22 protein-coding genes are annotated in these 25,188 nt (G+C 32.5%); 8 read left to right on the top strand and 14 right to left on the bottom strand.

Annotated features, from left to right (window positions below; translation table 11 throughout):
• Nucleotides 1-198 precede the first annotated feature (198 nt).
• From NLJ00_RS12810 to guaA, 13 genes are all read right to left on the bottom strand, one after another.
• A complete protein-coding gene (locus NLJ00_RS12810; RefSeq protein WP_256634028.1) occupies nt 199-615 on the bottom strand; it encodes a hypothetical protein in 417 nt (138 codons plus the stop codon).
• Nucleotides 616-752: 137 nt separating this feature from the next.
• Nucleotides 753-2,078, bottom strand: coding sequence for an HlyD family secretion protein (locus NLJ00_RS12805; protein ID WP_256634027.1), 1,326 nt, complete (start codon nt 2,076-2,078; stop codon nt 753-755).
• Entirely contained in the window at nt 2,071-3,897 is a 1,827-nt protein-coding gene (locus NLJ00_RS12800; RefSeq protein WP_256634026.1) for a peptidase domain-containing ABC transporter, read from the bottom strand. The genes NLJ00_RS12805 and NLJ00_RS12800 overlap by 8 nt, the downstream gene beginning before the upstream one ends.
• The gene (locus NLJ00_RS12795; RefSeq protein WP_256634025.1) at nt 3,891-4,256 is read right to left on the bottom strand and encodes a cysteine peptidase family C39 domain-containing protein; all 366 of its coding nucleotides are present in this window, start codon (nt 4,254-4,256) and stop codon (nt 3,891-3,893) included. The genes NLJ00_RS12800 and NLJ00_RS12795 overlap by 7 nt, the downstream gene beginning before the upstream one ends.
• Before the next feature lie 37 nt (nt 4,257-4,293).
• Nucleotides 4,294-4,884 carry a hypothetical protein gene (locus NLJ00_RS12790; protein ID WP_180861438.1) on the bottom strand — a complete coding sequence of 197 codons (591 nt, stop codon included), beginning with the start codon at nt 4,882-4,884 and terminating at the stop codon, nt 4,294-4,296.
• Between the two features lie 6 nt (nt 4,885-4,890).
• Nucleotides 4,891-6,243: a glycoside hydrolase family protein gene (locus NLJ00_RS12785; protein ID WP_256634024.1), complete on the bottom strand. Its 1,353-nt coding sequence runs from the start codon at nt 6,241-6,243 to the stop codon at nt 4,891-4,893.
• 78 nt (nt 6,244-6,321) lie between these two features.
• On the bottom strand, nt 6,322-7,899 hold the full coding sequence (locus NLJ00_RS12780; RefSeq protein ID WP_256634023.1) for a DUF6734 family protein: 1,578 nt from the start codon (nt 7,897-7,899) through the stop codon (nt 6,322-6,324).
• A gap of 117 nt (nt 7,900-8,016) precedes the next feature.
• Nucleotides 8,017-8,247, bottom strand: coding sequence for a DUF3820 family protein (locus NLJ00_RS12775; protein ID WP_256634022.1), 231 nt, complete (start codon nt 8,245-8,247; stop codon nt 8,017-8,019).
• 319 nt (nt 8,248-8,566) lie between these two features.
• Complete coding sequence (gene nagB / locus NLJ00_RS12770) at nt 8,567-10,495, bottom strand: glucosamine-6-phosphate deaminase (RefSeq protein ID WP_256634021.1); 1,929 nt, start codon at nt 10,493-10,495, stop codon at nt 8,567-8,569.
• A gap of 422 nt (nt 10,496-10,917) precedes the next feature.
• Entirely contained in the window at nt 10,918-11,319 is a 402-nt protein-coding gene (locus NLJ00_RS12765) for an OsmC family protein (RefSeq protein WP_256634020.1), read from the bottom strand.
• Nucleotides 11,319-13,448: a LysM peptidoglycan-binding domain-containing protein gene (locus NLJ00_RS12760; protein WP_256634019.1), complete on the bottom strand. Its 2,130-nt coding sequence runs from the start codon at nt 13,446-13,448 to the stop codon at nt 11,319-11,321. Before NLJ00_RS12760 ends, NLJ00_RS12765 begins: the two co-directional genes overlap by 1 nt.
• A gap of 94 nt (nt 13,449-13,542) precedes the next feature.
• Nucleotides 13,543-15,447, bottom strand: coding sequence for a muramidase family protein (locus NLJ00_RS12755; protein ID WP_256634018.1), 1,905 nt, complete (start codon nt 15,445-15,447; stop codon nt 13,543-13,545).
• 62 nt (nt 15,448-15,509) lie between these two features.
• Nucleotides 15,510-17,039 carry a glutamine-hydrolyzing GMP synthase gene (gene guaA / locus NLJ00_RS12750; protein ID WP_256634017.1) on the bottom strand — a complete coding sequence of 510 codons (1,530 nt, stop codon included), beginning with the start codon at nt 17,037-17,039 and terminating at the stop codon, nt 15,510-15,512.
• Between the two features lie 237 nt (nt 17,040-17,276).
• On the opposite strand from guaA, the gene NLJ00_RS12745 reads away from it, so the two are divergent.
• Entirely contained in the window at nt 17,277-17,804 is a 528-nt protein-coding gene (locus tag NLJ00_RS12745) for a hypothetical protein (RefSeq protein ID WP_256637450.1), read from the top strand.
• Between the two features lie 125 nt (nt 17,805-17,929).
• On the opposite strand, the gene NLJ00_RS12740 is transcribed toward NLJ00_RS12745, so the two are convergent.
• Nucleotides 17,930-18,640: a hypothetical protein gene (locus NLJ00_RS12740; protein WP_256637449.1), complete on the bottom strand. Its 711-nt coding sequence runs from the start codon at nt 18,638-18,640 to the stop codon at nt 17,930-17,932.
• Between the two features lie 306 nt (nt 18,641-18,946).
• Between NLJ00_RS12740 and NLJ00_RS12735 the strand changes: the two genes are divergently transcribed.
• The 7 genes from NLJ00_RS12735 (at nt 18,947) to NLJ00_RS12705 (ending at nt 25,161) form a co-directional block, all read left to right on the top strand.
• Nucleotides 18,947-19,867 carry a DnaJ C-terminal domain-containing protein gene (locus NLJ00_RS12735; protein ID WP_256637448.1) on the top strand — a complete coding sequence of 307 codons (921 nt, stop codon included), beginning with the start codon at nt 18,947-18,949 and terminating at the stop codon, nt 19,865-19,867.
• Nucleotides 19,860-20,165, top strand: a complete 306-nt coding sequence (locus NLJ00_RS12730; RefSeq protein WP_256637447.1) for a chaperone modulator CbpM — start codon at nt 19,860-19,862, stop codon at nt 20,163-20,165. The genes NLJ00_RS12735 and NLJ00_RS12730 overlap by 8 nt, the downstream gene beginning before the upstream one ends.
• 163 nt (nt 20,166-20,328) lie before the next feature.
• The gene (locus tag NLJ00_RS12725; protein ID WP_256637446.1) at nt 20,329-20,712 is read left to right on the top strand and encodes a RidA family protein; all 384 of its coding nucleotides are present in this window, start codon (nt 20,329-20,331) and stop codon (nt 20,710-20,712) included.
• Nucleotides 20,713-20,834: 122 nt separating this feature from the next.
• Nucleotides 20,835-22,091: a voltage-gated chloride channel family protein gene (locus NLJ00_RS12720; RefSeq protein ID WP_256637445.1), complete on the top strand. Its 1,257-nt coding sequence runs from the start codon at nt 20,835-20,837 to the stop codon at nt 22,089-22,091.
• Nucleotides 22,092-22,392: 301 nt separating this feature from the next.
• Complete coding sequence (locus tag NLJ00_RS12715) at nt 22,393-23,397, top strand: DHH family phosphoesterase (RefSeq protein WP_256637444.1); 1,005 nt, start codon at nt 22,393-22,395, stop codon at nt 23,395-23,397.
• Nucleotides 23,398-23,403: 6 nt separating this feature from the next.
• Nucleotides 23,404-24,072, top strand: a complete 669-nt coding sequence (gldI, locus tag NLJ00_RS12710; protein ID WP_256637443.1) for a gliding motility-associated peptidyl-prolyl isomerase GldI — start codon at nt 23,404-23,406, stop codon at nt 24,070-24,072.
• A gap of 15 nt (nt 24,073-24,087) precedes the next feature.
• A complete protein-coding gene (locus NLJ00_RS12705) occupies nt 24,088-25,161 on the top strand; it encodes a peptidylprolyl isomerase (protein ID WP_053474093.1) in 1,074 nt (357 codons plus the stop codon).
• Nucleotides 25,162-25,188: the final 27 nt, after the last annotated feature.

Raw genomic sequence — 25,188 nt, 5'->3', positions numbered from 1 at the left:
TAGTTGTGTAAAAAACTTGGCAAAAGTACAAATTTAATTAGATAATTTATCAATTCCAGAATGAGATAATTTGCAAATTTTTAAACAGATTGATTACTTGGTTTTGTAATCGATAATTTTAAGCTTTTATTAGCAGTATTTTTAAGAAATATCTTTAAAATGGGTTTGATACTGTTACTCAATAATGTCAAAAATCAATTATTTTAAGTCTTTCACCTGAGCACTATCCTTAATTATTTTTTCAGATTTGATTACTGAATCACGATGGCGTTTTATATCTGCTCTAATAGCTTCTACCTGACTTTGAGATACTTTATCTTTCACATAATCAGATTTAACAGCAAAAAAGATAGAAAAATATATCATTAAAGGAATAAAAATCAATCCTATTCCTAACCCTAATCCTATTTTTGCAAGTTTGGCTGAAACATTTGCTCTTTTTGCTCGTGATAAACCAATCACTCCAAAAATTATTGCGAGAACAGCCAATACTATATAAGCTATTTTAAAAGCTAAATGTGGTACAAAAACAAAAATAAGTGCCAATACAGACAGTATTATCGCATATCTGCCGTGGCTTTCTCCCGGTTTTGATTGTTGGGAATTGTTTTCCATTACTAGGTCTTTAATATTTACTGTAAAAATATAAAAACACTAAAAAGAAGTTAACACACTGAAACAAAGTTACTAACAATTAAAACAGTCTTTTTTTGACTATTCCTTTTGGATAAAATCAATTAATCTGTTTAAAATTATTTTAATTTATATCTTAAATTATCAAAGAAACGCTCAATCAATCTTCGGTCTTCAGTAATAATTTCTGCCGTTCCTTTTGCTTCGGCATGGAAATTCAATTCTACACCATAATTTGTTTTTAACCCAAATGGCAAATCAATATCTACAAGATAGGAATTAATTTTATTTTGATTATCAGATAATGTCTGCTGATTTGTTGCAAGCGATATTCTTTTTACTTTTCCTTTTATCGATCCGTATTCATTATAAGGATAATTATTGAGTTTTATGATAACGCTTTGACCAATTTTAACTTTTCCAGAACCATTTTCAGGTAAGTTTACCTGACCAATAATTTGATTATTATCAGGTATTATTTTAAACAATTCTTGTCCTGATTGTATGTAATCGTTATTTTTAATGAAGTTTAAGAAATCAATTTTGCCATCTATTGGAGCAACAAAAACATACATTCGTTCCCACTTTTTTATATTATCAAGTAAATCATAATAATTATTAAACATATTGATTATTAATTCTCTTTCCTTCATAGCCTTTTCAATAGCAATAACTTCCGATTTATTCTGAGCTTCCTTTATTTGATAATTTGTATTATTAATTTCTTTATCAATAGCATTATAATCAAGTTCGCTATTTGCTTTTGCAATTATTGAATGCTCAATATCTGCTTTAGAAGTTACATTTTTAGAATATAATGTGGAATCCTTTTTAAAAAGGCTTTGAGAAGTTTGATACTTAATTTTTTGATTTTGAAAATCGTTTTTTAATTGAATAAATTTATTTGTATGTAATTCTAATAACTTCTCATTTATTTGTTTTTGAAATTCATACGGTTGTTGAACTGTGTAGTCAAGATACTGGTACAAAGAATTTAAGAAGTTAAAATACTTATTATTTATTTCTCCTAGTGATAAATTTTCTGGAAATAAATTACGGTTTTCTTTATAATTGACCTTATGTATATTTATTTTATGAAGAATAATGTTCAATAATTGAACGTCTTTTAAATTTGCTTCATTTTTTATATACGCAATATATTCGCCCGTTTTTACAACGGCATTAGATTTATCTTGTAATAAAATAATATTTCCGGCTGTTGAAGCTATTAATTTAACTGGTGCTTGTTTTGTATTTATAACGATCTGACCTGATAATATTGAAGGGTATTTTATGAGCCAGCCGAATAAAAGCAGCAACAAAACTAACCCAATAGCTACTGCAGTAATTATAGTACCAAATTTGGTTGGCATTTTTTCAATTATCGAAGCAACTTCTTCAGTTCTATTTTCATTAAGCGTTTTATGAAATCCCTTATTAGCCATTTACAGTATCTCCTATTTGTGTTTTTACTAATTGATAATAATGTCCGTTTTCTCTTGTCATCAGCATATCATGATTTCCAATTTCTGTAATAAAGCCATTTTTTAAAACTATAATTTGGTCTGCTTTACGAATTGTACTTAATCTGTGTGCTACTACAATTACCGTTTTATCTTTAAAAATTTCTTCAAGCGCCATTACAATTTTTTGTTCATTTATAACATCTAAAGAATTGGTTGCTTCATCAAAAAACAAATAATCCGGATCTTTATATAATGCTCTGGCAATTAAAACACGCTGTTTTTGTCCACCACTCAAACCTCTTCCGTTTTCTCCCATCATAGTTTGATACCCTTTTGGCATAGCTTCTATTTCAGAGGCAATATTAGCAGCAGTTACCGCTTTTTTTAATCTTTCATAATCAATATTTTCATCATCTAAGACAATGTTATTTTGAATTGTATCGCTAAAAATTTTACCATCCTGCATAACCGCACCACAGCTTTCACGCCATTGCTTTAAATTAATATTCTGAATATTTAAATTCCCCATAGCTAATTCCCCATGAGTAGGTGTATATAATCTTAAAATAAGTTTTAATAAAGTGGTCTTTCCACTTCCGCTATCACCAACGATTGCTGTAACTTTTCCTTCGGGAATCATTAATGAAATATTACTTAAAATATAATCCCCATTACGACTGTATCGAAAACTAACATTTCGCAAAAACAAACTTTTATTTTCGGGAAGTTTAATACTATTGTTAGTATCATTTTCTTCTTCATTTTCAAGTTCGTGTATTTCATTTAGTCTTAAAAAACTGATTTTAGCATATTGACCTGATTGTATGAAAGAAATAAACTGCATAATTGGACCATTTAACATTCCAATTATAAATTGAGTAGAGATCATAACTCCAAATGTTATATCTCCTTTTATAACTGCTTTTGCACAATAAAAAGTAATAATTAAATTAGTTAGCTGATTAATAAATTGAGCCCCTAGATTTAGTGTATTTGTAATACGCAATATTTTTTGATCAACTTTAAACAACTGAACTTGTAAAGCTTCCCATTTCCACCTTTTTTGCTTTTCATAATTATTGATTTTGATATCCTGAATACTTCCAATAGTTTCGACCCAATAGCTTTGATTTTTAGTATGTATATCAAAATATTCCCAATCTAATTTTTTTCTAAACTGTAGGAAAAATAAAACCCAGCCAATAAATAATATACTTCCTATTACATAAATCAAACATAAAATTGGACTATAAATAAAGAGGATAATTCCGAATATGAAAAAGGTAAGAATAGAGAACAAAAAATTAAGTGAATTGTTCATTATAAAATCACGAATACGTTCATGATCCTGCGCTCTTTGTAAAATATCTCCAATTAGTTTATTTTCAAAAAATGTGATTGGTAATTTCATTAATTTAATGAGATAGTCTGAAATTAATGAAATATTGATTCTTGAAGTAAGATGAAGCAAAATCCAATCGCGAATCATATTACTTAAAAGTATACTCACAATAATGGTAATATTCGCAATTAAAACAAGATCAATAAAATCTAAATCGTTGGTTTGAATCCCAACATCAATAACTGCTTTTGAGATAAATGGCAAAAATGCCTGCAAAAGTGTAACGATTAGCATTACTACAAACAGGTTTATAAAACTCTTTTTGTATGGTGTAAAATAACCTAAGAAATTTTCGAATGTTTTGCGACGTTCTAATTTATCATTTATCGAACGTTGTTTAAAATCAGCCATTGGCTCTATGGCTAAAACTGCTCCAGTTTTAGATTCTTTTAACAACTATCTTTAAAATTTTCATGAGAGTATTTTAATAAGCCTTTTGCGGGATCTGATACAAATACCTGCGTATGAGTTATTTTATAAACTACTATAAAATGATTATCCTGCCAATGTATAATACAAGGCAATGGAATAGTTTTTAAAGTATTAAAATCTATTTTAATACTTTTAGTTCTTAAACTAATAGCTTCACAAGCATCGCTAAGATCTAGAAAACTTACGCCTTCACGTGTAATACCGCATAAATCACGTAAAAAAGGCAGGCTATAAAACCTGCCATAATACTTTGCTATTATTTTTATACAAGAAGGGCCACAGTCTTTGGCATCGAGCTGATACTCGTGAGGAAAATTGAACATTATTTTTTTGTAGATTTCAATTAAATTTATTCTAAAATCATTTTTTATGTGAGGGATACATACTGTCCATAACCTTCTTAGGCATAACATCTTTTAGTCTTTTTCTATATAAAAATGTATTCGGATCTTCCCACCATCTCGTGAGATTAGCTCTTAAATGAAAATTATAAATAAGTAACTCTTCATATCTTCTCTTGTAGATCATTTGCTCAATTCGAAGAAAAGCTTTATCATCGATTCTATATTCTCTATAATTAACACCATAAGAGGCACTCCACATAAATTCAGAAGCACTTTGATCTAAAACATAACTTTCTTTTAATTGATTTATTCCTGATCTAGCATCATCTTTAAAATGATTTTCGAATCCTATAATATTTAACTCTTCATCCATCACTCTAAATAAACTATCAATTTTATTTTTATAATCTACTTTTAGAAATTTTTTATCATAATCAATTTCATCAGAAGATATAAGTGAAATTAAACTAAGAGTATCTGTAAATGACTCTGGTAAACCAATATCTTTTTTTAGTTCTGATATTTTATCTATTGATTTAATATCAGGATTTGTTTTTTTACAAGCCACAAAAAAAAACATTATCATAATTGTATAAAAATTCCTCATGTTTTACTATTTTAGACCTAACTTTTTCAATTCTTCTTTTGCTTGTTCTGGTGTTACAGTTCTTCCATAAATAAATGCTTGAGCTTCAAAATACCTTCTATCTTGGAGCCCTCCATCAACTTTATTAAGATAAGAGTTTTCCATAATTTTATTTGCAGCTGCAACACCTCCCGATTTCATTGCTTCAAGAACTTGATGTGTTAAAGTTCTGTTTTCATTACTCCCAGGACCACCATTATAAGTCATATCAACTAGAGCAAAATACTGGCTTCTGTTAAATTGCCCTGTTAAATCCATATTTTCCATTTTCTGATTTAAAGCATTTTCCGCTGATATAACATCTTGTGCCAAAAAAGTAACAGCTTGATCAAAAGTTATTGATTTTGGATCAGTCGATTTTATAGCTCCATCGTGCAATTTATGTCCAAACCCAATAGTAGTATGTTTGGCTTTATTACTATCTAAATCATAAACGTTCAAAGATAAATTCTCATATAAAGCTATTTCATACAAGCCCTCCGCATTCAATTTCATAGTTGGTTGAAACATATTACCGTAATTATGTTCTTTTTTTATTGGGTCATAATCAACAATAGATTTATGAACCATCTCAGAAAATTTAATTTTAGTAAGAGTGTCCAGAACTTCTGTTTTTGTAAAAGTTGTTAACACCGCTTTTGTACCATTTATAGCTCCTCCCTGCCCGCTACTAGTACTGTTAATATGAAGTATCCCATTATCATAAACTACTCCTTGTGGAATTGTACTTGGTCCTTTGTAATTATTAACTACAGGAACTTCATTTAAAACTATGCCTGGCAGGTTGTTATTATTTATTTCTCTTCCACCAGCACTAACTTCTCTATTGAGAAAATCATACATTTGATTATTTGTAACATTTCCATTGTTAGCATTTAAAAAACCTAAATAACGACTAATGGCAGTAGGATCGTTTGTTGTTCTACTTCCATCAGAATTTAATATCCATCCACCATTATTGTAATTATAGTTATAACTAGAATTAGAACTAAAATTAGATGTCGATGAATTTAAATTATTTATTCCTAAAGTATTACCGGTATAAAAAGGCGATCCCGGATAACTACTTTCTCCAGCACCTGTTATGGAACCACTACCATAAACACCGCCTCCTACAGCATTTGCTCCTCCAAACCCACCGTAATTACTTCCAGTAAAACTTGTGTTGAATGGATTTGTACTAAGAGCTGGACCAGCTCCCCCACCAAGACCAGAACCTGCTGTGCCTCCTCCGCCAGAACCTCCAATAATTTCTCTCATTCCATCTCTTTCCAACATTCCTGCGATATCAGAAAATTTAATTTTTTTAGTAGCTTTCATAAGTTTAAAAGTTTTATAGTAGTAAATTACATTTAAATAATATTTAATTAATATTATTTATATTGTTAAAAAAAATTATCAATCATAATTTAATTTTATTGTTTTAGCATGAAGACCCAGTTTTATTCTACCAAAAATCAGCTCTTCGAATTCCGAATAATTCTTGTGTAATTCATTAGCCTCAAAATTTTGTTTTAGTTCATCTAGTAGTTCTCTAATCGTTTTCGATATTTTTAGAATATCTAAAATGAGTATATCTAATAAATCAACATACAATAGTGAAAATCTATTTTGGTCACATTCTGGAACTATTAAAGTTGTAATAAACGCAGTCGATTCTTCAAGTTCAATAACTTCCCCTTCTTTTTTTACTTTTTGCTTTTCAATAAAAGAACTCCAATTATACTTGCTTTCAATTTTCTGATAATCATTATCTCTTATTACTTTTTTATTATAAATTCCAATAGTGTCTTGAAATAAATCTTGAAAATAAAAGCTAGCTTTACAATCACGTGCGTATAAATAATCCTTAGAAAGTAAAAGAAAATCTTTTTTAAGTATCGTATTTATTTTTGAATTAAATATTTCAAAATCTATAAATTGGCTTTTGCTTAAATTAAAATTTCCTAATTCTTTTTTGAGATCTCGTTTGAAATCGAAATTTAATGAGGTTATAGACTCTCTTTCAACTTTTATACTCTTATTTATTAGACAATTGTATCTTTTAACCAAACACACTTCATCTAAACCATCTAAATTATAATAGTTCTTAAAAAGCGGCAATTTGTTCTTTTTAAATAAATCAATTATTCTATAATAGTACTCAGGATAATCTTGTCGAAGTCGATTAGCCATTTGTTTACAAACAAAATCATTTCGCTTATAACTTCCCAATAAATGTAAATAATGCTTTTCATAAGGAACTCTTCCAAAATCACCAAAACCTTTATATTGATTGTCTCCAATTGTTTCCGGCAAAAGAACATTTACTTTTTTATTTTGTTTCTTTGCCAAACAGTAAAAAAGATATTGTTCAAAAAAAATATTGAAATTTGAAACATTTATTTTAGAAAGATGCAATATATTTTTTCCCACAAAATCAAAAGATTTTGATGCATATTCTTTAAAGAACGAAATATCATTACCTCCAAATATTCCTGCATTATAAGCTAAAATTGGGTTTTTAGATTTTCTCTCCTCTCGAATTTCATCTGGGAAGAAGTTTAATGCAGATTCTAAAGAGATCATTATTTTTTCATAATAATCTGTAGCTGCTTCCATATTTTGGGCAATTAAGTTTCCCGATAGTAAAGTATCTTCGAACTTTTTCCAAATAAATACATCTCCATCCACATGCAAAAAAGGTTTTTCTTGTTGTGAATAAGCCATTATTTTAGGTAAAGCCCAAAGCTGAGGATGATAAATGTTTAAAGAATCAAGATTACATTCAACATCAGTATAAGGAAGCTGCAAAGTATCAATCAACATCTTTGCAGAAACACTATCGCTATAGAGAATTAATTCTGGATAATATTGTTTTAATTGTAAACAACTCAACGACCAGGACATTAAGTTATATTCAGGAGAAAGCCAGCCCGAATTTGAGGTTAATAAGCTTGATTTATTACATGTCCATGCGCTTTGAATTATCCTCATGATTTATTACTTATGCTTATCGCAATGTAATAACATGTTTTTTAAAAAGAATCCACGATACGTCTAAAAAACAACAGAATAAGGTTTATTTGAAAAACAAAAAAATAAATACTTAAATTAAGGCTTTGAATATTGCTTTTTAATATTCCGAATCAACTCTTCCAGTCCATTTAATTTCAGCTCATAAATAAGCTGCAACTGCTGTCCTAATTCTCCTTTTGGAAAACCTTTATTATGATACCAAACCACATAATATTCAGGTAAATCAATTAAAAAACGTCCTTCGTATTTCCCGAAAGGCATTTTGGTATGCGCTAATTTTATAAGAAGTTTTTTGTCTTGTTCCATTTTTTTTAAAGAAAAAGAAGCAAGAGGAAAGAAAATATAGACTCATTCTTTCTTCTTGCTTCTAATTGCTTACAAAGCTATTATTATTTTTATTCTTTTGCCACAGATTAAAAGGATTAAAATGATTTTTTTTCGCCACGAATTACACGAATTATCACGAATTTAATTTGTGGAAATTTGTGTGATTGCTTCCTGTTCGCTATCGCTCGAGTCATGGCAAAAAACAGAATAATAAAATCTGTGAAAATCTTTTTAATCTGTGGCAAACTAATCTCATTTTATTAAACTTAGAACCTCAGCATCTTACCAACTTAGAATCTTAATAGTGCCATCTCACAAAAGCTTCCATTGCAGCATAAGTTGCTAAACCTAATTGCTGATATAAAGCTGCTGTTTCGCTGTTTCTGTCTTCGGCTCTCTGCCAGAACTCTCTGGCATCTGTTCCCTGAAAAACAACTCCATCTTTTTGAGACTGGTGTTTGAAGATTCCGTGGCGTTTTGCCAAAACCTGATCCGGGCTCATCGGTACTGCCATTTCAACTTCGTCAATTCCCCATTCCTGCCAAGCGCCTCTGTATAACCATAACCAGCAGTCGTTCATAAATGGTTTTGGTTTTAAAGCTTTTACAGCTTCAAAAATCGCATCCAGACAAACTTTATGCGTTCCGTGCGGATCTGCTAAATCTCCTGCAGCATATATTTGGTGTGGTTTGATTTTTTCGATCAAATCCATTGTCAATTGAATATCCTCTTGTCCAATTGGTTTCTTTTCAATAGTTCCGGTTTCATAGAACGGAAGTTCCATAAAATGAATCTGATCATCCGTTAATCCCACAAAATGACTTGTCGCTCTTGCTTCTCCTTTTCTGATTAAACCTTTAATATATCTTACCTCTGGAATATCAATTTCACTGTTCTTTTTATTTTCTAAAAACGTTTGTGCTTTTTTATAGATGTTGTCTGCTTCTTCGCTTTTAATGTTGAATTTTTCATTGTAATCAATCACGAATCTTGCAAAACGTAACGCTTCATCATCCGCGACAGCGATATTTCCTGACGTTTGGTAAGCAACATGTACCTCATGTCCCTGCTCCTGCAGACGCATAAAAGTTCCTCCCATACTGATAATGTCATCATCCGGATGCGGGCTGAAAATCAATACACGTTTTTTAGCCGGTTCTGCTCTTTCAGGTCGATTGGTGTCTTCCGCATTTGGTTTTCCTCCAGGCCAGCCTGTGATCGTATTTTGAAGTTTGTTGAATATTTTAATGTTGATATCGTAAGCTGGGCCTGAATCTGCCAATAAATCGCTCATTCCGTTTTCGATATAATCAGCATCGGTAAGCATTAAAATTGGTTTTTTAAGATCAAGTGCTAAACCTAAAACTGCTTTTCTGGTTAGTTTATCTGTCCAAACGATTTTTTCTACCAGCCACGGTTTGTTGATTCTTATTAATTTTGAAGAAGCTTCTTTATCTAAAATAAAAACTGCGTCGTCATGTTCCTGTAAAAATGAAGCCGGAACTCGGTTTGTAACTTCATCTTCAACAGATCTTTTTACGATGTTTGCTTTTCCTTCTCCCCAAGCCAGTAAAATAACTCTTTTGGCTTCCATGATTTTTTTAACTCCAAGTGTAATGGCTGTTCTTGGTGTATTGTTTAATCCGAAGAAATCTTTACTTGCGGCAACTCTTGTAATATGATCCAGTGCCACTAATCTTGTTTTTGAGTTTTGAAGTGAACCCGATTCGTTAAAACCAATATGTCCGTTTCCTCCAATTCCCAGAATCTGCAAATCGATTCCACCCAAAGCTTCAATTTTTGCTTCGTATTCGTGGCAGTAATCTGCGATTTGTTCTTTTGTTAAAAGTCCGTCTGGAACGTGGGCGTTTTCAGGTAAAATATCAACGTGGTCAAACAAAAGTTCTTTCATGAAACGAACGTAGCTGTTGATTGAGTTGGGTTCCATTGGATAATACTCATCCAGATTGAAACTGATTACGTTTTTAAAACTCAATCCTTCTTCTTTGTGTAGACGCACTAATTCAGCATAAAGTCCTTTTGGAGAAGAACCTGTCGCTAAACCTAAAATACAAGGCTTGTTTTCTTTTTGTTTTGACTGGATTAAAGCTGCAATTTCCTGTGCAACGGCTTTTGAAGCTTCACCTGAATTTTCAAAAACAACGGTGTTGATGTTTTCGAAGCGCTTTTCAAAACCGGTTGCTTTGTCTATTTTACTTTTTAACATGATATAGTTTTTTTTTATTCTTCGGATTTATGTATCGGCTTTAAGCCTGAAAATTTTATTTTACATCGCAAAAACGCAAGCCAAAACATTGCTAAAACAATAGCAATCAATACCATATAAAGATAAAACCTTTATAAATGGAATACAACAAAATTTAAATTATTGATATAGGGCAGAATTTGGAATATCATTTTTATCTCACTTAGAGATTCCAAATAATATTAAAAAGTGATTCTCGTTTTCACTTTTGACATTGCATTATTTTTGCATAAATATGCGTATTTTTTGCAAGACAAAGATACTTCATATTATATTTAAGAACCAATATTTGATATGAATATTTTGTTAATTTTTTTAATTATGAGAATTGCATAAAAAAAACCGTCAATATTGACGGCTTTTAGAATATATCGTAAAAAAAATTATTTCCAATTAAAGGTTACATTTTTTTCAATTTCGGAACTTAGGCTTAAAAACACCGGACAAGTCATTGCGGCACGTTCTAAGATGATTTTACTCTTATCATCGGCGTTGCTTTTTAGTTCAAAAACAACTTCGATTGCTCCAATTCTTCTTGGTTCTGCATTCATAATTTTAGTTACTTCGGCAGTTGAACCAGCTAAATCTACGTTTAAATCACGGGCTTTAATTCCCATAATGGTAAACATGCAGCTTGCTAAAGCATTTGCAACTGTATCTGTTGGAGAAAAAGCTTCGCCTTTTCCGTTATTATCCAGCGGTGCATCAGAAATGATTTCACTTCCAGATTGTATATGTATTGAACTTGTTCTTAAATCGCCTAAGTAGGTTACTTTTGATGTCATTAATTTGCTTCTTTTAAAGTTAAGTCTGAATCGTAATATAATATGTAGACACCTTTATTTGCGTGTCCGCCATCTTCTTTTTTATAAAATTGAAATTTATTATCCACTTGCTGTGTCGTCATTAAATCTGCCGTTTCCTGATAGGTTTTACCCTGAACCAAACGCATCATAGTATCAAAAGTCACATCAAAACCTCTGGTTGCATACGTATTAGGATAAACTTTATTTTTCAACTTGTAATCTTTCTTAAAGATTGAAACTGCCTGATCGTCGCTGTCACGTGTTACAGACGGATACATTAATTTCAGTTTTACCAGGTTATCAAAACTAATTTCGTCTGTATCAAGCGTACTGTTTGGCTCTAAAATTACCAATTGCACCTGACATGATTTTTGAGCATCAGTCAACGCTTTGATTACTGTTTTAATCATAGCAGTATTTCCCGTTTCCATTACAACATAGTTCATTCGGGTTGGCAGTAATAAGCTTTTTAAATTAGCAGCATCTAAACCTCCCGCTTCTGTTAAAGCCGCAAAAACAACTCCTTTTTGATTTTGTTTAATATAACTAATAACTGATTCTTTTTTCTTATCTACAACAGCTACAATGTTTCCGTTTTTAGCCCTCATATAATCGAAAATTGCACTTCGAACCACATCGTTTGATGGTATTGTCTGATACAAATTATCGATAGGATTTGCCACGTCTTTTGATAGTGGCGAAATAACAGGAACATTATATAAACGTAATGAATTTGCTGTAGACTCAGCATTGTTTTGGTAAAACGGCCCTACAACAGCATCTGCTTCCTGTAATTTATTTTGTGCAATTAAACTCGAAATATTCGATGTTGTTTTTGTTTCCTGCGAATCATAAATAGCAACATCAATTGGTAATTTCAATGTTCTGGCTGAATCTATCGCCATCATTGCTCCTGAATAAAAATCCAGTGTCATGTTTAAAAATTTATCTGTTTTTAAACGTGCTGCCGTTCCGGTTGTATCACTTTGTAATTTAGCCAGGTTAAAAGGAAGTAATAAAACTACTTTCTTGCGTTCGTTTTGACCTCTTTTTTTAGTTAGTTCTACAATTTCAGGATCTGCAGAAACGGTTTCAGATTTTACTTTATCTACAATCTTAATTCCGCCTCCAGTGCTTTCAACTGGTTTTTCAGCTGGTTTTTCGATCGCTTTTTCAACTGGTTTTTCTACAGAAGTTTGTACAGGTTTTTCAGCTGGCTGTACTTGTGCAACAATTGGAGCCGGAGCAACATATCCTGTTGGAACTTTTAAAACCATTCCTTCTTTTACACCTTCCGAAAGTGATGGATTTAAAGCTGTTAATTCTTCTTGGGTTAAGTGAAAAACTCTTCCTAAACTATAAAATGTTTCTTTTGGTTTTACCTGATATTCCATATAAGAAACTGCTTTTTTAGATTCTGCAGGTTTCTTCGTTTCTTCCGGTTTTGCAGCTGTAGCAACAGGCGCTGCAACTTCTGTTTTTGGCGCAGTTCCTTTAATTGTCAATCGATATCCAACTGGTAAACTTGTTACAATTTCAGGGTTTTTCTTTTCTAATTCTTCTATTGAAATTCCGTATTGTTTGGCAATTCCAAATTTAGTTTCTTTTGGCTGAACATCGTGATAAACATATTTTTCAGCTCCTTTTTGTTTTTTATCCGAAGTTGCTGCAGCTTTTGATGCAGAGCCTTTTCCAGGAATTGTCAATGTCTGTCCCGGCTGTAAACCATCGGTAATTAAAAAAGGATTTGCTGCTTTTAAAGCTTCATCACTAATGCCATATTTTTTTTCAAGACCAAACAGTGTTTCTTTCGGCTGTACTTCGTGCGTAGTCGCTTTTCCATTACTGCTAGATTTTACCGCAGCTGTTTCTTTTTTGTCTGCATTTTTATTTGACGCTGCCGGAATCAGCAAAACCGTATTTGGTTTCACGCCATTACGCGCATCCGGATTTAATTCATAAATATCAAAAGGCGTAACCTTAAATTTTTGAGCAATTTGGTTAACCGTTTCTCCACTTGAAACTGTGTATTTCACCACTTTTCCTTGTGAAAAAGCAGAACAGGTTACAAAAAAAACAAGTAAAAATAATGTTGAATAATATTTCATAATAAAGGCTAAAACAATTTAATTTTTAATTCAAAAACAAGATACTAATTTCTCGTATACAAGATTCACGCCACTTGTCGATTCTTCCAAAAAATTATCGAAGATCGATTTCTAACTTAGCAATAATAACGTTCTTATATAACTCATTTTCCTCTTTTTTCTTGCATTGGTACAGAAGTTCTTCCATGTTTTGGAACTTATCTGAATAAACATAATAAGAAAGGCTGTTTATATTAAAGAAAAAACTAGCGTTAAAATCGCCCGAATCAATAAGTTGCATAATTAGCTTATCTCGCTGCGGCGCGTCTGTAAATATACCCAAAACTAAGTAATAGCCGTTTGAAACTTCTTTAAGATTATCATAAACTTCAATCTTTATATTTTTTTCATTTTTAAACGGATTTTCTTTTAGTTCCCGTTTCATTTCTTCCAGCGAAACTGCTTTTGAAGTTTCTGCAGAACCTGATTTTTTAATCGCTTCATCCTGATATTTTTTCAGTTTAACCAAAGCCAGTTTGTCGTCAAATTTTCTGGCTTCCATACTGTAATAAGAAGCTTTGCTGATATGACGTTTTACCTCAATTTGTTTTTGAGTATCGAGCGAATCAATTTTAGAAATTAGCAATTGATTTTTCGCATCGCCCTGCTCCTGCTCAATTTTGTAACGTTTAATTTCCTCTAAAGAAAGTCTTTGCTGAATCGAAGTAACATTTTTATTTTTTTCGCTTTCGCGGATTTTCTTCTTGTATTCCTGATTTTCTTCAACGGCGATTTTCTCTACTTTATTCATTAAGCCGGCATATGCTTTTCGGTTTTCTGCCAGTTCTTTTTTTAATTGAGATGATAATTCGCTTGTTTTTCCGATGCTTTCATATGATTGTTTTTCCAGACGTTTTGATTCATCGACATTTAAAACATCCATTCGTTTTAATTCGACCAGATCATTGTTCATCGTGTTTACCAACGAATCTAACTTTGCCATTAAAATATCCTGAACATTTTTATTGGCTTCTAAAACCAAACGCAGTTTTTCAACTGAATTTTCTTTTGAACCGTTCATATCATTCAAATTAACTTTCAAATCGTTAATTTTTATAATCTTCTGATTCATTTCTTTTTGAATAACCAATCTGTCTTTTAAATCATCAATTTCAACGGTTTTGGCTTTCGTTTTTTCGACTACAACTTGTTTCTCGGCAAGAGCCAGCATTAATTCCTCGCTTTCGTTGGCTGGTTTTATTTCTTTTGTATTGATAGCTAATTTATTGCCAACAATTAATCCGTTTATGATTTCCGGATTTTGAGATTCCAGCTGATCGATTGTAATTCCGTATTTTTTAGAAATCGAAAATTTAGTTTCCTTTGGTTCAACCACATGGAAAACAGTTTCCTGATTAATCACGCGAACTTTTCCGTCTAAAGTTTTTCGTTTGTTTGGAATGGCAATTGTCTGTCCAATCTGCAATCCGTTTTGCAATAATTCTTTGTTTAGATTTTCTAAATCCTGAACCGAGACATTATACTGCCTGGCAATGCTGAATAAAGATTCTTTCGCCACAACAAGATGTGTTGTTTTTGAAGGAGCTGTAATTTCTGTTTTTGGAAGATTTGAAGCACTTTGCGGAATAATTAATTCCTGTCCAACCTGAAGTCCGCTTGCAAGAATTGGATTTGCATTTTGAATAGCTTCTACAGAAACATTGTATTTTTTAGATAAACCGTACAGTGTTTCTTTTTCGCCAACAACATGAGTAATTTGCTGTTCTTGATTTATTTTTTGTGGAGAATGAACGGGAATCTTAATAATTTGGTTGTCCTTGATTCCGTTTTGCGATTCGGGGTTGAGTTTATAAATCTCGTCTACAGAAACCTTATACTTTTGGGCAATGAAATAAGCAGTTTCCCCTTTTTGAATTTTGTGCTCAATAATTGAATCTTGCGCAGCTATTTTGTTAAAAGACAAAATAAACACAAGAGAAATCGTTAAAAGTTCTCTCATAAATAGTAGGTTATAAAAAATTAAGGCCTTACAAATGTAAGACCTTAATTTTAAAAACAATACTATTCCCACTCAATTGTTGCAGGTGGTTTTGAACTTATATCGTAAACTACACGATTCACGCCTTTTACCTTGTTGATAATGTCGTTTGACACTTTCATCAAGAAATCGTAAGGTAAATGAACCCAGTCAGCAGTCATACCGTCTGTTGATTCTACTGCTCTAAGCGCTACTACTTTTTCGTAAGTACGCTCATCGCCCATAACTCCAACACTGTTTACCGGAAGCAAAATTGCTCCAGCCTGCCAAACTTTGTCGTATAATCCCCAAGATTTTAATCCTTCAATAAAAACAGAATCAACATCTTGTAAAATTTGTACTTTTTCTGGAGTAATATCTCCTAAAATTCTAATTGACAATCCTGGACCTGGGAAAGGGTGTCTTCCTAATAATTCAGGATCTATTCCTAAAGTAGCTCCAACTCTTCTAACTTCATCTTTGAAAAGCATTCTAAGCGGTTCTACAATTTTTAATTTCATATAATCTGGTAATCCACCAACGTTGTGGTGCGATTTAATTGTTGCAGATGGTCCTTTTACCGAAACAGATTCAATCACGTCTGGGTAAATTGTTCCTTGTGCTAACCATTTTACGTCTTCTATTAAATGTGATTCATCATCAAAAACTTCGATAAATACACGTCCGATAGTTTTACGTTTGGTTTCAGGATCACTGATTCCGGCAAGTTCAGAAAGAAAACGATCTCCGGCGTCTACACCTTTTACGTTTAATCCCATTCCTTTGTATTGATCTAATACATTTTGGAATTCATTTTTACGAAGTAATCCGTTGTTTACGAAAATACAGTAAAGGTTTTTACCAATTGCCTGGTTTAATAAAACCGCAGCTACTGTAGAATCTACTCCGCCTGATAATCCTAAAACTACTTTATCATTTCCTAATTTCTCTTTTAATTCTCCCACCATTTCTTCTACGAAAGCATTTGGTGTAAAGTTTTGAGGAACTTCGGCAATTTTAACTAAAAAGTTCTCCAGCATTTTTGATCCGTCTGTAGAATGGAAAACTTCTGGATGATATTGAATTCCGTACGTTGTTTCGCCTTCAATTTTATAAGCGGCAAATTCTACGTCGTGTGTGCTTGCTAATTTCACAGCATTTGTTGGAAGTTTTTTTACGCTATCGCTGTGGCTCATCCAAACCTGACTGTTTTCTGAAACTCCTTCAAAGAAAACTTCATTATCTTTTATATAAGATAAATTCGCTCTACCGTATTCTCTAGTATTAGAAGCTGCAACTTCACCTCCACTAAAATGAGCTAAATATTGCGCTCCGTAACAAACGGCAAGCATTGGAAGTTTACCTCTAATTTGAGATAAATCAGGATGCGGGGCATCTTCTGCGCGAACAGAAAAAGGGCTTCCGCCTAAAATTACTGCTTTGTAAGCTGATAAATCACTAGGAAAGTGATTGTAAGGAAAAATTTCGCAGAATATATTTAATTCGCGAACTCTACGCGCAATAAGCTGTGTATATTGCGATCCGAAATCTAAAATAAGTACGTTGTGTTGCATGCGCAAAAATACTTTTTATATTCGAAATTGAAAAATCGGAACAATGAAAAAATTATATTTTTTTTATTGTTCCGATTTTTTAGGTGTAAAGGTTCAGAGATACAAAGGTTCAGAGGTTTCTCTAAGTTAATTCTAAAGTTTTTTTCTTTGTCCCTTTGAACCTTTGCAACTCTGAACCTCAAAAAAGAGAAATCCAACCCCAAAGAAATATCGTATCTACGATAAAAACCCATATTTATGAAATCAAAATCAATTGCTCTTATCCTTTTATTGTCTCTGTTTTTAACTTCTTGCAATGCTGTAGATGATTTATTAAGTTTTACTATTTCAAACGAAGCATCGATTAAAATTAAAAGTACATCGCCGCTTAATTTACCAACAGAAATTATTACTCCGGATGTTACAACTAATTCTTCGGCTGAATTTCAAAACAATAAAACCAAAGCTAGTTTGGTAAAAGATGTAAAAATCAGATCGCTTAAACTTTCTATTTCTGATCCTTCTGATAAAACTTTTACATTTTTAAAATCGATACACTTATATATTTCAACATCAAATTCTGAAGAAATAGAACTGGCGTATCAGGATAATATCAATTCATCAAGCAATACGATTGATTTAATTTGTACCGATAAAAGACTGGATCAATATATAAAAGCCGACACCTATAAAATTAGGACACAAGTTACACTTAAAGAAACGCTTACGAAAGATGTAACGGTGAAAGCGGATATGAAATTTAGAGTTACGGCAGATCCGTTTTAGCCTAAGATTCTGAGGTTCTAAGCTTTTTCTTAGAGTATTAATATAATGGCTTCATATTAAAAAAATAAGGTTCTAAAATGCTGATAAAAAACTTAGCATCTTAGAACCTTAGTATCTAAAAAAAATCACTCTTTCGTAACGATAATCGTTGCTCTAAATCCTGCTGCAAGATTGTTCCAATAATCATTTGTAACTAACTGGCCTTTGTCGTCGTAAACTCGGATTTCTGCTGTATTTCCGCCCAAAGAACCAATATTTAGAGCTTCAAAATCTAATTTATTAAAACCTTGGGTTAGGTTTATTTTTACATCTTTATAGCCAGAATCTAAAAGTATCTGGTCTTTAATCACTACATCATTTGATGAAACTCTGACCAAATCGCCGTCGATTGCACCAAAATCACGAAATTTAACAATAAAGTATTCCGATTTGGTTTTAAAATCTCCAAGGGAAATATTTGCTTTTACCAATGTACCGCGGCCTTCTAATAATCCTGCATCTTTTAAAGCTTTATTTAAATCTTTTTCCATCTTTGCCACATATTGATCGCCTGGATTCGCAAAATCATTTTCTGTTGACATGGTAAATTTACTTTTCTCTGCGCCAACCTGAAGCTGCGATTTTGGAGTTATACTTGTATTATCAAAAACATTTGGCGTTTTAATACTGGGCATATCGGCAGTTTCTGCTTGTGGATCTTTGACTTGCGGAATTGGTGTTTTTTTCTTTGCGCTAAACTTAGGTGCCGGAATTGGCTTGAATTTTGTTCCAAATTCAGTTTGTGCTGAAACAGTTACAGCAGTAAAAAACAGTATAAAAAATAAGATATGCTTCATTGAAAAGTGGTTATCGAATTGGCTTTATATTTTTTTATTAGCATTCAAGTCTAGCATCGCAAAAATAGCATAAATAAGTTTGGCGCGACAACTTTAAGACTATTATAACAATATATTAGGCTAATTTTTGGAATCAAAAAACCTGCCAAAAATTTTAAAATAAAATCTCAATTACAAAATTCCAAATTCCAAATGGATCTTGATTATGCGTTAATTTTTTCTTTAAACCTACACATCACTTTGATAGTTAACAACTTATTCTTAACTTCAAGATCTCATTTTATTTTATCTTAAAATTTTATAAAGATGGATTATATCGACTATTATAAAACCTTAGATGTTACAAAATCAGCAACTGAAGCTGAGATTAAAAAAGCATATCGAAAACTGGCCAGAAAATATCATCCTGATTTGAATCCGAATGATAAAGAAGCGGAGAAAAAATTCAAGGAAATCAACGAAGCTAATGAAGTTTTAAGCAATCCTGAAAATCGTAAAAAATACGATAAATACGGAAAAGACTGGAAACATGCCGACGAGTTTGAAAAAGCGGGTTACGATCCAAATCAACAGCAATATTCGAGACAACAACAGCAAGGTAATCAAGACTTTTCTGGTTTTGGCGGAGGTGATTTTTCGGGAAGTGATTTCTCAGATTTCTTTAATTCTATGTACGGTTCTGGGCGAAGCAGCCGAGGTCAGTCTAAATATAGAGGACAGGATTTTAATGCCGAACTGCAATTAGATTTGGCTTCTGCTTATACTACACACAAACAAAGTTTGACTGTAAATGGTAAAAATATCCGTATTACAATTCCGGCCGGAGTCGAAAATGGTCAGGTTATCAAAATTCCCGGACATGGCGGCGCGGGTGTAAATGGAGGACCAAACGGTGATTTGTATATTACCTTTATTATTGAAAACAATTCTGATTTTAAAAGAGAAGGAAATAATTTATATTCTAATGTTGATCTGGATCTTTATACTGCAATTTTAGGTGGAGAAATTAATATCAAGACTTTTGACGGAAAGGTAAAAATTAAAGTTCCTGCCGAAACTCAAACCGGAACAAAGGTCAAATTAAAAGGAAAAGGTTTTCCTGTTTATAAAAAGGAAAATCAATTTGGAGATTTATTTGTGACGTATAACTTAAAAGTTCCGACCCAATTATCTGAAAAAGAAAAAGAATTGTTTGCAGAATTATCTAAACTTAGAAATCATGAGTAACAAGAACTTAATCCAAATAAAACAGTTTTGTATTTATCACGAAATTGAAAATACTTTTATTACTGAGCTTCATAATTATGGTTTGGTAGAAATTATTATTGAAGAAAATGATGAATATCTGCAGCCGGAACAACTGCCTTCCATAGAAAAAATGATTCGCATGCATTATGATCTGAATATTAATTTGGAAGGAATTGATGCTATTTATCATTTGCTGAATAAAATTGAAACTTTACAGCAGCATTTGACAAATACACAGAACAAACTCCGAATTTACGAAGAAAATCAAGCAGAATAAACCGTAAATCTCTCTTTTTAAATATCACAAAAAAGAATGATTTTCGGTGTGATTTCAACTCAATATAATTCTTTTTGACGGTCATATTTCCTAAATTGCAACGCATTAATTAACCTGAATTTGTTTTTAAAACGAAACAAAACAATTCAAAAAACCTCATAAAATGAAAAGAGAAAATATCTTAACAGGATCGCCGTGGGAAGACAAAATGGGATACTGCCGCGCTGTAAGAATTGGCAATATCGTTGAAGTTTCGGGAACTGTGGCAATTGTTGACGGCGACAAAGTTAAAGCCGACGATGCTTATGCACAGACCTATAATATAATTGAACGTGTTGAAAAAGTTTTAGAAGACTTAAACGTTGGAATTAAAGACGTTATCAGAACTCGTATTTTCACTACTAATGTTGATACTTTTGAAGAAGTTGCCAGAGCACATTCTGCTTTTTTTAAAGATGTAAAACCAACAACAGGTTTTTATGAAATCAGTAAATTAGTTGCTCCTGAATATTTAGTTGAAATTGAATTTACAGCTGTTATACAGTAAATAGTTTTTTGCCACGAATTACACGAATTTCCACTAATTATTTTTGGTTTGTTTCAAATTAAAACATATTAATTCGTGAAAATTCGTGAAATTCGTGGCAACAAAAACATCACAAAAAATTAATGACTTCCCAACCTTCAAAACAAATCCTGCTTTCCATTCCTAAATGGATTATTATTTGTGCTTTAATTGGCATATTTTCGGGATCTGCATCTGCATTTTTTCTTGTTTCTTTAGAATGGGTTACACAATATAGAATTCAACACGAGTGGATTATCTGGCTTTTACCTTTAGGCGGATTTTTAGTTGGTTCGAGTTATTATTATTGGGGCGAATCTGTAGTAAAAGGCAATAATTTATTGCTTGAAGAATACGAAAAACCTAAAAAAGTCATTCCGTTTAAAATGGCACCTTTGGTTCTTTTAGGAACTTTATTGACCCATTTATTTGGAGGTTCAGCCGGACGTGAAGGCACAGCCGTACAAATGGGCGGCGCAATTGCCGATCAATTCACCAAAATTTTCAAACTCGATAACTCTGAGCGCAGGATTTTAATTATTCTGGGAATCAGTGCCGGTTTTGCTTCTGTTTTTGGAACTCCTTTGGCAGGTGCTATTTTTGCTTTAGAAGTTTTGTATTTCAGTAAAATCAATTTTAAAAGTATTGTACTTTCATTTTTAGTCGCTTATGCCGCTTATTTTACAGTAGAATTTTGGGAAATAAAACATACCCATTATAGCATTCCAATTGTTTCTGAACTTAGTTTTAGCACTATATTTTACACCATATTAGTGGGACTTCTTTCTGGCTTTGCTGCCTTATTATTTTCACGAAGCACACATTTTTGGGGTTCTCTATTTTCCAAAAACATAAAATATCCGCCGCTTCGGCCAGTTATTGGCGGAATTATTTTAGCAATCGCCATTGCAGGTTTAGGATTTACCAAATTCTCCGGACTTGGAGTTCCCGTAATTGTCGATTCATTTTCAAACCAGAGTGAATGGTATGATTTCCTTCTTAAAATTTTATTTACCGGATTTACTTTGGGCGCAGGTTTTAAAGGCGGAGAAGTAACGCCATTATTCTTCGTTGGTGCAACTTTAGGAAGCGCATTATCCTTATTTATCCCGATGCCAATTGCACTTTTAGCCGGAATTGGTTTCGTTGCCGTTTTCTCCGGCGCAACCCACACTCCTATCGCCTGCACCATTATGGGATTAGAATTATTCGGCATCGAATCCGGAATTTTTATTGCTATAGGATGTACAATAGCCTATTTTTCATCAGGTTCTGTTGGTATTTACAAATCACAAATTATAAAAGGTGCGAAGTATAAATTGTACCAAAGATTTAAAGCGAAAGAATTAGAGCATTTGTAAAATAAATTCCAATTTTTAAATTCCAAATTCCAATTAATACGAAACTCTCTTTCCAAAAATAAAAAATCCGCCTAAATCAGCGTTTTCGCGAAAGCGAATTCGTATCATCCGTGTGCCAATTCCACGCACAGAAAAATGAATATTTCCAACAAATTAAAATCCGCTAAAATCAGCGTTTTCGCGAAAGCGAATCCGTGCCATCTGTGTGCCAATTCTACACACAAAATTTAAATTCCAAAATATATAATCCGCAGCAAAAATATTTTCAGCATTACATTAAAAAAATGTAAATTCGCACACTATGAAAATACAAGATATTCAGGCAATTCAATTATTGCTTGCTGCTCCAAAGAAAATTGTAATAATTCCTCACAGAGGACCAGATGGCGACGCTATGGGTTCTACTCTAGCTTTATACCATTTTTTATTAAAAAACAATCACCAGCCAACCGTGATTGCACCAAACGATTTTCCTGATTTTCTTGCCTGGCTTCCGGGTTCAGAAACGGTAAAAATCTTTGAAAAAGATACTGAAAACTGTACCAAAATATTAGAAGAAGCCGAGCTGATTTTCACGCTCGATTTTAATGCTTTTCACCGCACTGGCGAAATGGAACATACTTTAGCCAAGCTGACTGCTCCGTTTATTATGATCGACCATCATGAAAAACCGCATGATTATGCTGCTTATATGTATTCTGATACTTCATACGGCTCAACTTGCGAAATGGTTTACAACTTTATTACCTTTTTAAACAAAAAAGAAGATATTGACAAAACCATTGCAACTTGTATTTATACCGGAATTTTAACTGATTCTGGTTCATTTCGTTTTCCGGGAACAACAGGAAACACACACCGAATTATTGCAGAATTAATAGATTTAGGTGTTGAAAACACTCAAATTCCGGTTTTACTATACGATAACAGTTCGTACAGCCGTTTGCAATTATTAGGACGTGCGCTTCAGAATATGAAAGTTTTTGAAGAACATAAAACTTCTTATACTACTCTTACTCAGGAAGAATTAGATTCTTTTCATTATGTAAAAGGCGATACTGAAGGAATTGTTAATTACGGATTAAGCATTAAAGGAATTGTTTTTACGGCTATCTTTATCGAAAATAGAGACGAAAAAATAATCAAAATCTCTTTCCGTTCACAAGGAGGATTTGATGTAAACCAGTTTGCCCGCGACCACTTTAACGGCGGAGGCCACGTAAACGCTGCCGGCGGAAGATCTGATGTTACAATGAAAGAAACCGTTAAAAAGTTTGAGGATTTAGTAACTAAACTAAAATTATAAACCAATATGAACTACTTAAAACTTAGCATTTACTCACTGCTTTTTGCAGTTTTATTGGTGGGATGTAAACACCATGAAGAAGCGCGAAGACCCATTTCGAGAGCTTCGGGTACTTTTATGAAAAAATCGGCTGACAGAAATAAAAAGTTAGTGGCAAGCGAAGAAGAAGTTATCAAGAAAATCATTAAAAGCAATCCGAAAGTAAAATATTACGCTACTAAAAAAGGATACTGGTTCTCTTATGATGAAAAAAGTGCTACCGAAACTGCAACTCCAAAAAAAGGAGATATCGCTTACTTCAATTTAGAAGTTAAAAATATCGATGGTACGCTTATTTATTCAGAATCTGATCTTGGCCCACAGACTTATTATGTAGACAAACAAGATATTATGATGGGATTACGTGATGGAATCAAATACATGAAAAAGAACGAAACAGTTACATTTTTGTTTCCATCTCATATAGCATACGGATACCACGGAGACAATAAAAAAATTGGACCTAATGAATCCCTAATTTGTACTGTTACGCTTCGTAATTTTGTTCCGGATCCGGCACAAGCCACTTCTGCTCCGGCGGCGGGTACAGGTGCTGCCACCGCACCAGTAAAAACCCCAAAACCTGCAGCTGTAAAACCAGCCGCAACAACTAAAAAAGATACAATAAACCCATAAAAAACATTTTAAAAAATGAAAAAAAGTATTTTATTATTACTATTAGCCGTAAGCTCATTGTATTCATGTAAAGACGACCACAGTAATTTACCAGATGGTTTATATGCTGATATCGAAACGAATAAAGGACATATCATTGTTGAATTAGATTACAAAAAAGCCCCAATAACGGTTGCAAACTTTGTAACATTGGCAGAAGGTAAAAATGAATTTGTAACAGATGAGAAATTAAAAAACAAACCATTTTTTGACGGTTTAAAATTCCACAGAGTTATTGAAGATTTCATGATTCAGTCTGGAGATCCGCTAGGAACAGGTTCTGGAGATACAGGGTATAAATTTAAGGATGAATTCTCAGATTTAAAATTCGACAAAGCCGGTGTTTTAGCAATGGCAAACAACGGACCTGGAACAAACAGCAGCCAGTTTTTTATTACGCATGTTGAAACGCCTTGGTTAGACAATAAACATACAATTTTTGGACACGTTGTTGAAAAAGGACAAGAAGTAGTAAATAAAGTAGTTCAGGGAGATAATATCGTTGCTGTAACTATTATCAGAAATGGTGAAGCAGCTAAGAAATTTGATGCTGTAAAAGTATTCCACGATTATTTTGCTAATATCGCTAAAGAACAAAGCAAATACGCTGGAGCTCAAAAAGAAAAAGTAGATTTTTATGCTTCTATAAGACCAAAAGCAACTAAAACTTCAACTGGTTTAGAATATGTTATTACTGAAAAAGGTTCAGGTAAAAAACCTGCAATTGGAACTCAGGTTTACATTCACTACGCTGGTTTCCTTGAAAACGGAACTTTATTTGATTCAAGTATTGAAGAAGTAAATAAAACTTTCGGAAAATTTGATGCGGCAAGAGCAGAACAACACGGATATCAGCCAATTCCTTTTCAGGCAGGAAAAAAAGATGGTTTAATTCCTGGATTTATTGAAGGAATCGAAAAACTTTCTTTTGGAGATAAAGCAGTTCTTTTTATTCCATCTCATTTAGCTTATGGAGCAACTGGAGCTGGAGGAGTTATTCCGCCAAATGCAAATATTATTTTTGAAGTTCAATTATTAGAAAAACCATAATTATTTTTATAATTAAATTCTTATAAT

Origin of the sequence: Flavobacterium panici, from assembly GCF_024499525.1 — a bacterium.
GTDB classification, from domain to species: domain Bacteria; phylum Bacteroidota; class Bacteroidia; order Flavobacteriales; family Flavobacteriaceae; genus Flavobacterium; species Flavobacterium panici.
This window is presented reverse-complemented; position numbering and strand designations above follow the sequence as displayed.

Coding starts and splice junctions, on each gene's coding strand:
- NLJ00_RS12725 (WP_256637446.1), top strand. CDS start 20,329: ATGAAAAGAGAAAATATCTTAACAGGATCGCCGTGGGAAGACAAAATG.
- NLJ00_RS12790 (WP_180861438.1), bottom strand. CDS start 4,884: ATGAGGAATTTTTATACAATTATGATAATGTTTTTTTTTGTGGCTTGT.
- NLJ00_RS12775 (WP_256634022.1), bottom strand. CDS start 8,247: ATGGAACAAGACAAAAAACTTCTTATAAAATTAGCGCATACCAAAATG.
- NLJ00_RS12705 (WP_053474093.1), top strand. CDS start 24,088: ATGAAAAAAAGTATTTTATTATTACTATTAGCCGTAAGCTCATTGTAT.
- NLJ00_RS12780 (WP_256634023.1), bottom strand. CDS start 7,899: ATGAGGATAATTCAAAGCGCATGGACATGTAATAAATCAAGCTTATTA.
- NLJ00_RS12810 (WP_256634028.1), bottom strand. CDS start 615: ATGGAAAACAATTCCCAACAATCAAAACCGGGAGAAAGCCACGGCAGA.
- NLJ00_RS12795 (WP_256634025.1), bottom strand. CDS start 4,256: ATGTTCAATTTTCCTCACGAGTATCAGCTCGATGCCAAAGACTGTGGC.
- nagB (WP_256634021.1), bottom strand. CDS start 10,495: ATGTTAAAAAGTAAAATAGACAAAGCAACCGGTTTTGAAAAGCGCTTC.
- NLJ00_RS12735 (WP_256637448.1), top strand. CDS start 18,947: ATGGATTATATCGACTATTATAAAACCTTAGATGTTACAAAATCAGCA.
- NLJ00_RS12785 (WP_256634024.1), bottom strand. CDS start 6,243: ATGAAAGCTACTAAAAAAATTAAATTTTCTGATATCGCAGGAATGTTG.
- NLJ00_RS12765 (WP_256634020.1), bottom strand. CDS start 11,319: ATGACATCAAAAGTAACCTACTTAGGCGATTTAAGAACAAGTTCAATA.
- NLJ00_RS12745 (WP_256637450.1), top strand. CDS start 17,277: ATGAAATCAAAATCAATTGCTCTTATCCTTTTATTGTCTCTGTTTTTA.
- NLJ00_RS12730 (WP_256637447.1), top strand. CDS start 19,860: ATGAGTAACAAGAACTTAATCCAAATAAAACAGTTTTGTATTTATCAC.
- NLJ00_RS12720 (WP_256637445.1), top strand. CDS start 20,835: ATGACTTCCCAACCTTCAAAACAAATCCTGCTTTCCATTCCTAAATGG.
- NLJ00_RS12755 (WP_256634018.1), bottom strand. CDS start 15,447: ATGAGAGAACTTTTAACGATTTCTCTTGTGTTTATTTTGTCTTTTAAC.
- gldI (WP_256637443.1), top strand. CDS start 23,404: ATGAACTACTTAAAACTTAGCATTTACTCACTGCTTTTTGCAGTTTTA.
- NLJ00_RS12740 (WP_256637449.1), bottom strand. CDS start 18,640: ATGAAGCATATCTTATTTTTTATACTGTTTTTTACTGCTGTAACTGTT.
- NLJ00_RS12760 (WP_256634019.1), bottom strand. CDS start 13,448: ATGAAATATTATTCAACATTATTTTTACTTGTTTTTTTTGTAACCTGT.
- NLJ00_RS12715 (WP_256637444.1), top strand. CDS start 22,393: ATGAAAATACAAGATATTCAGGCAATTCAATTATTGCTTGCTGCTCCA.
- NLJ00_RS12805 (WP_256634027.1), bottom strand. CDS start 2,078: ATGGCTAATAAGGGATTTCATAAAACGCTTAATGAAAATAGAACTGAA.
- guaA (WP_256634017.1), bottom strand. CDS start 17,039: ATGCAACACAACGTACTTATTTTAGATTTCGGATCGCAATATACACAG.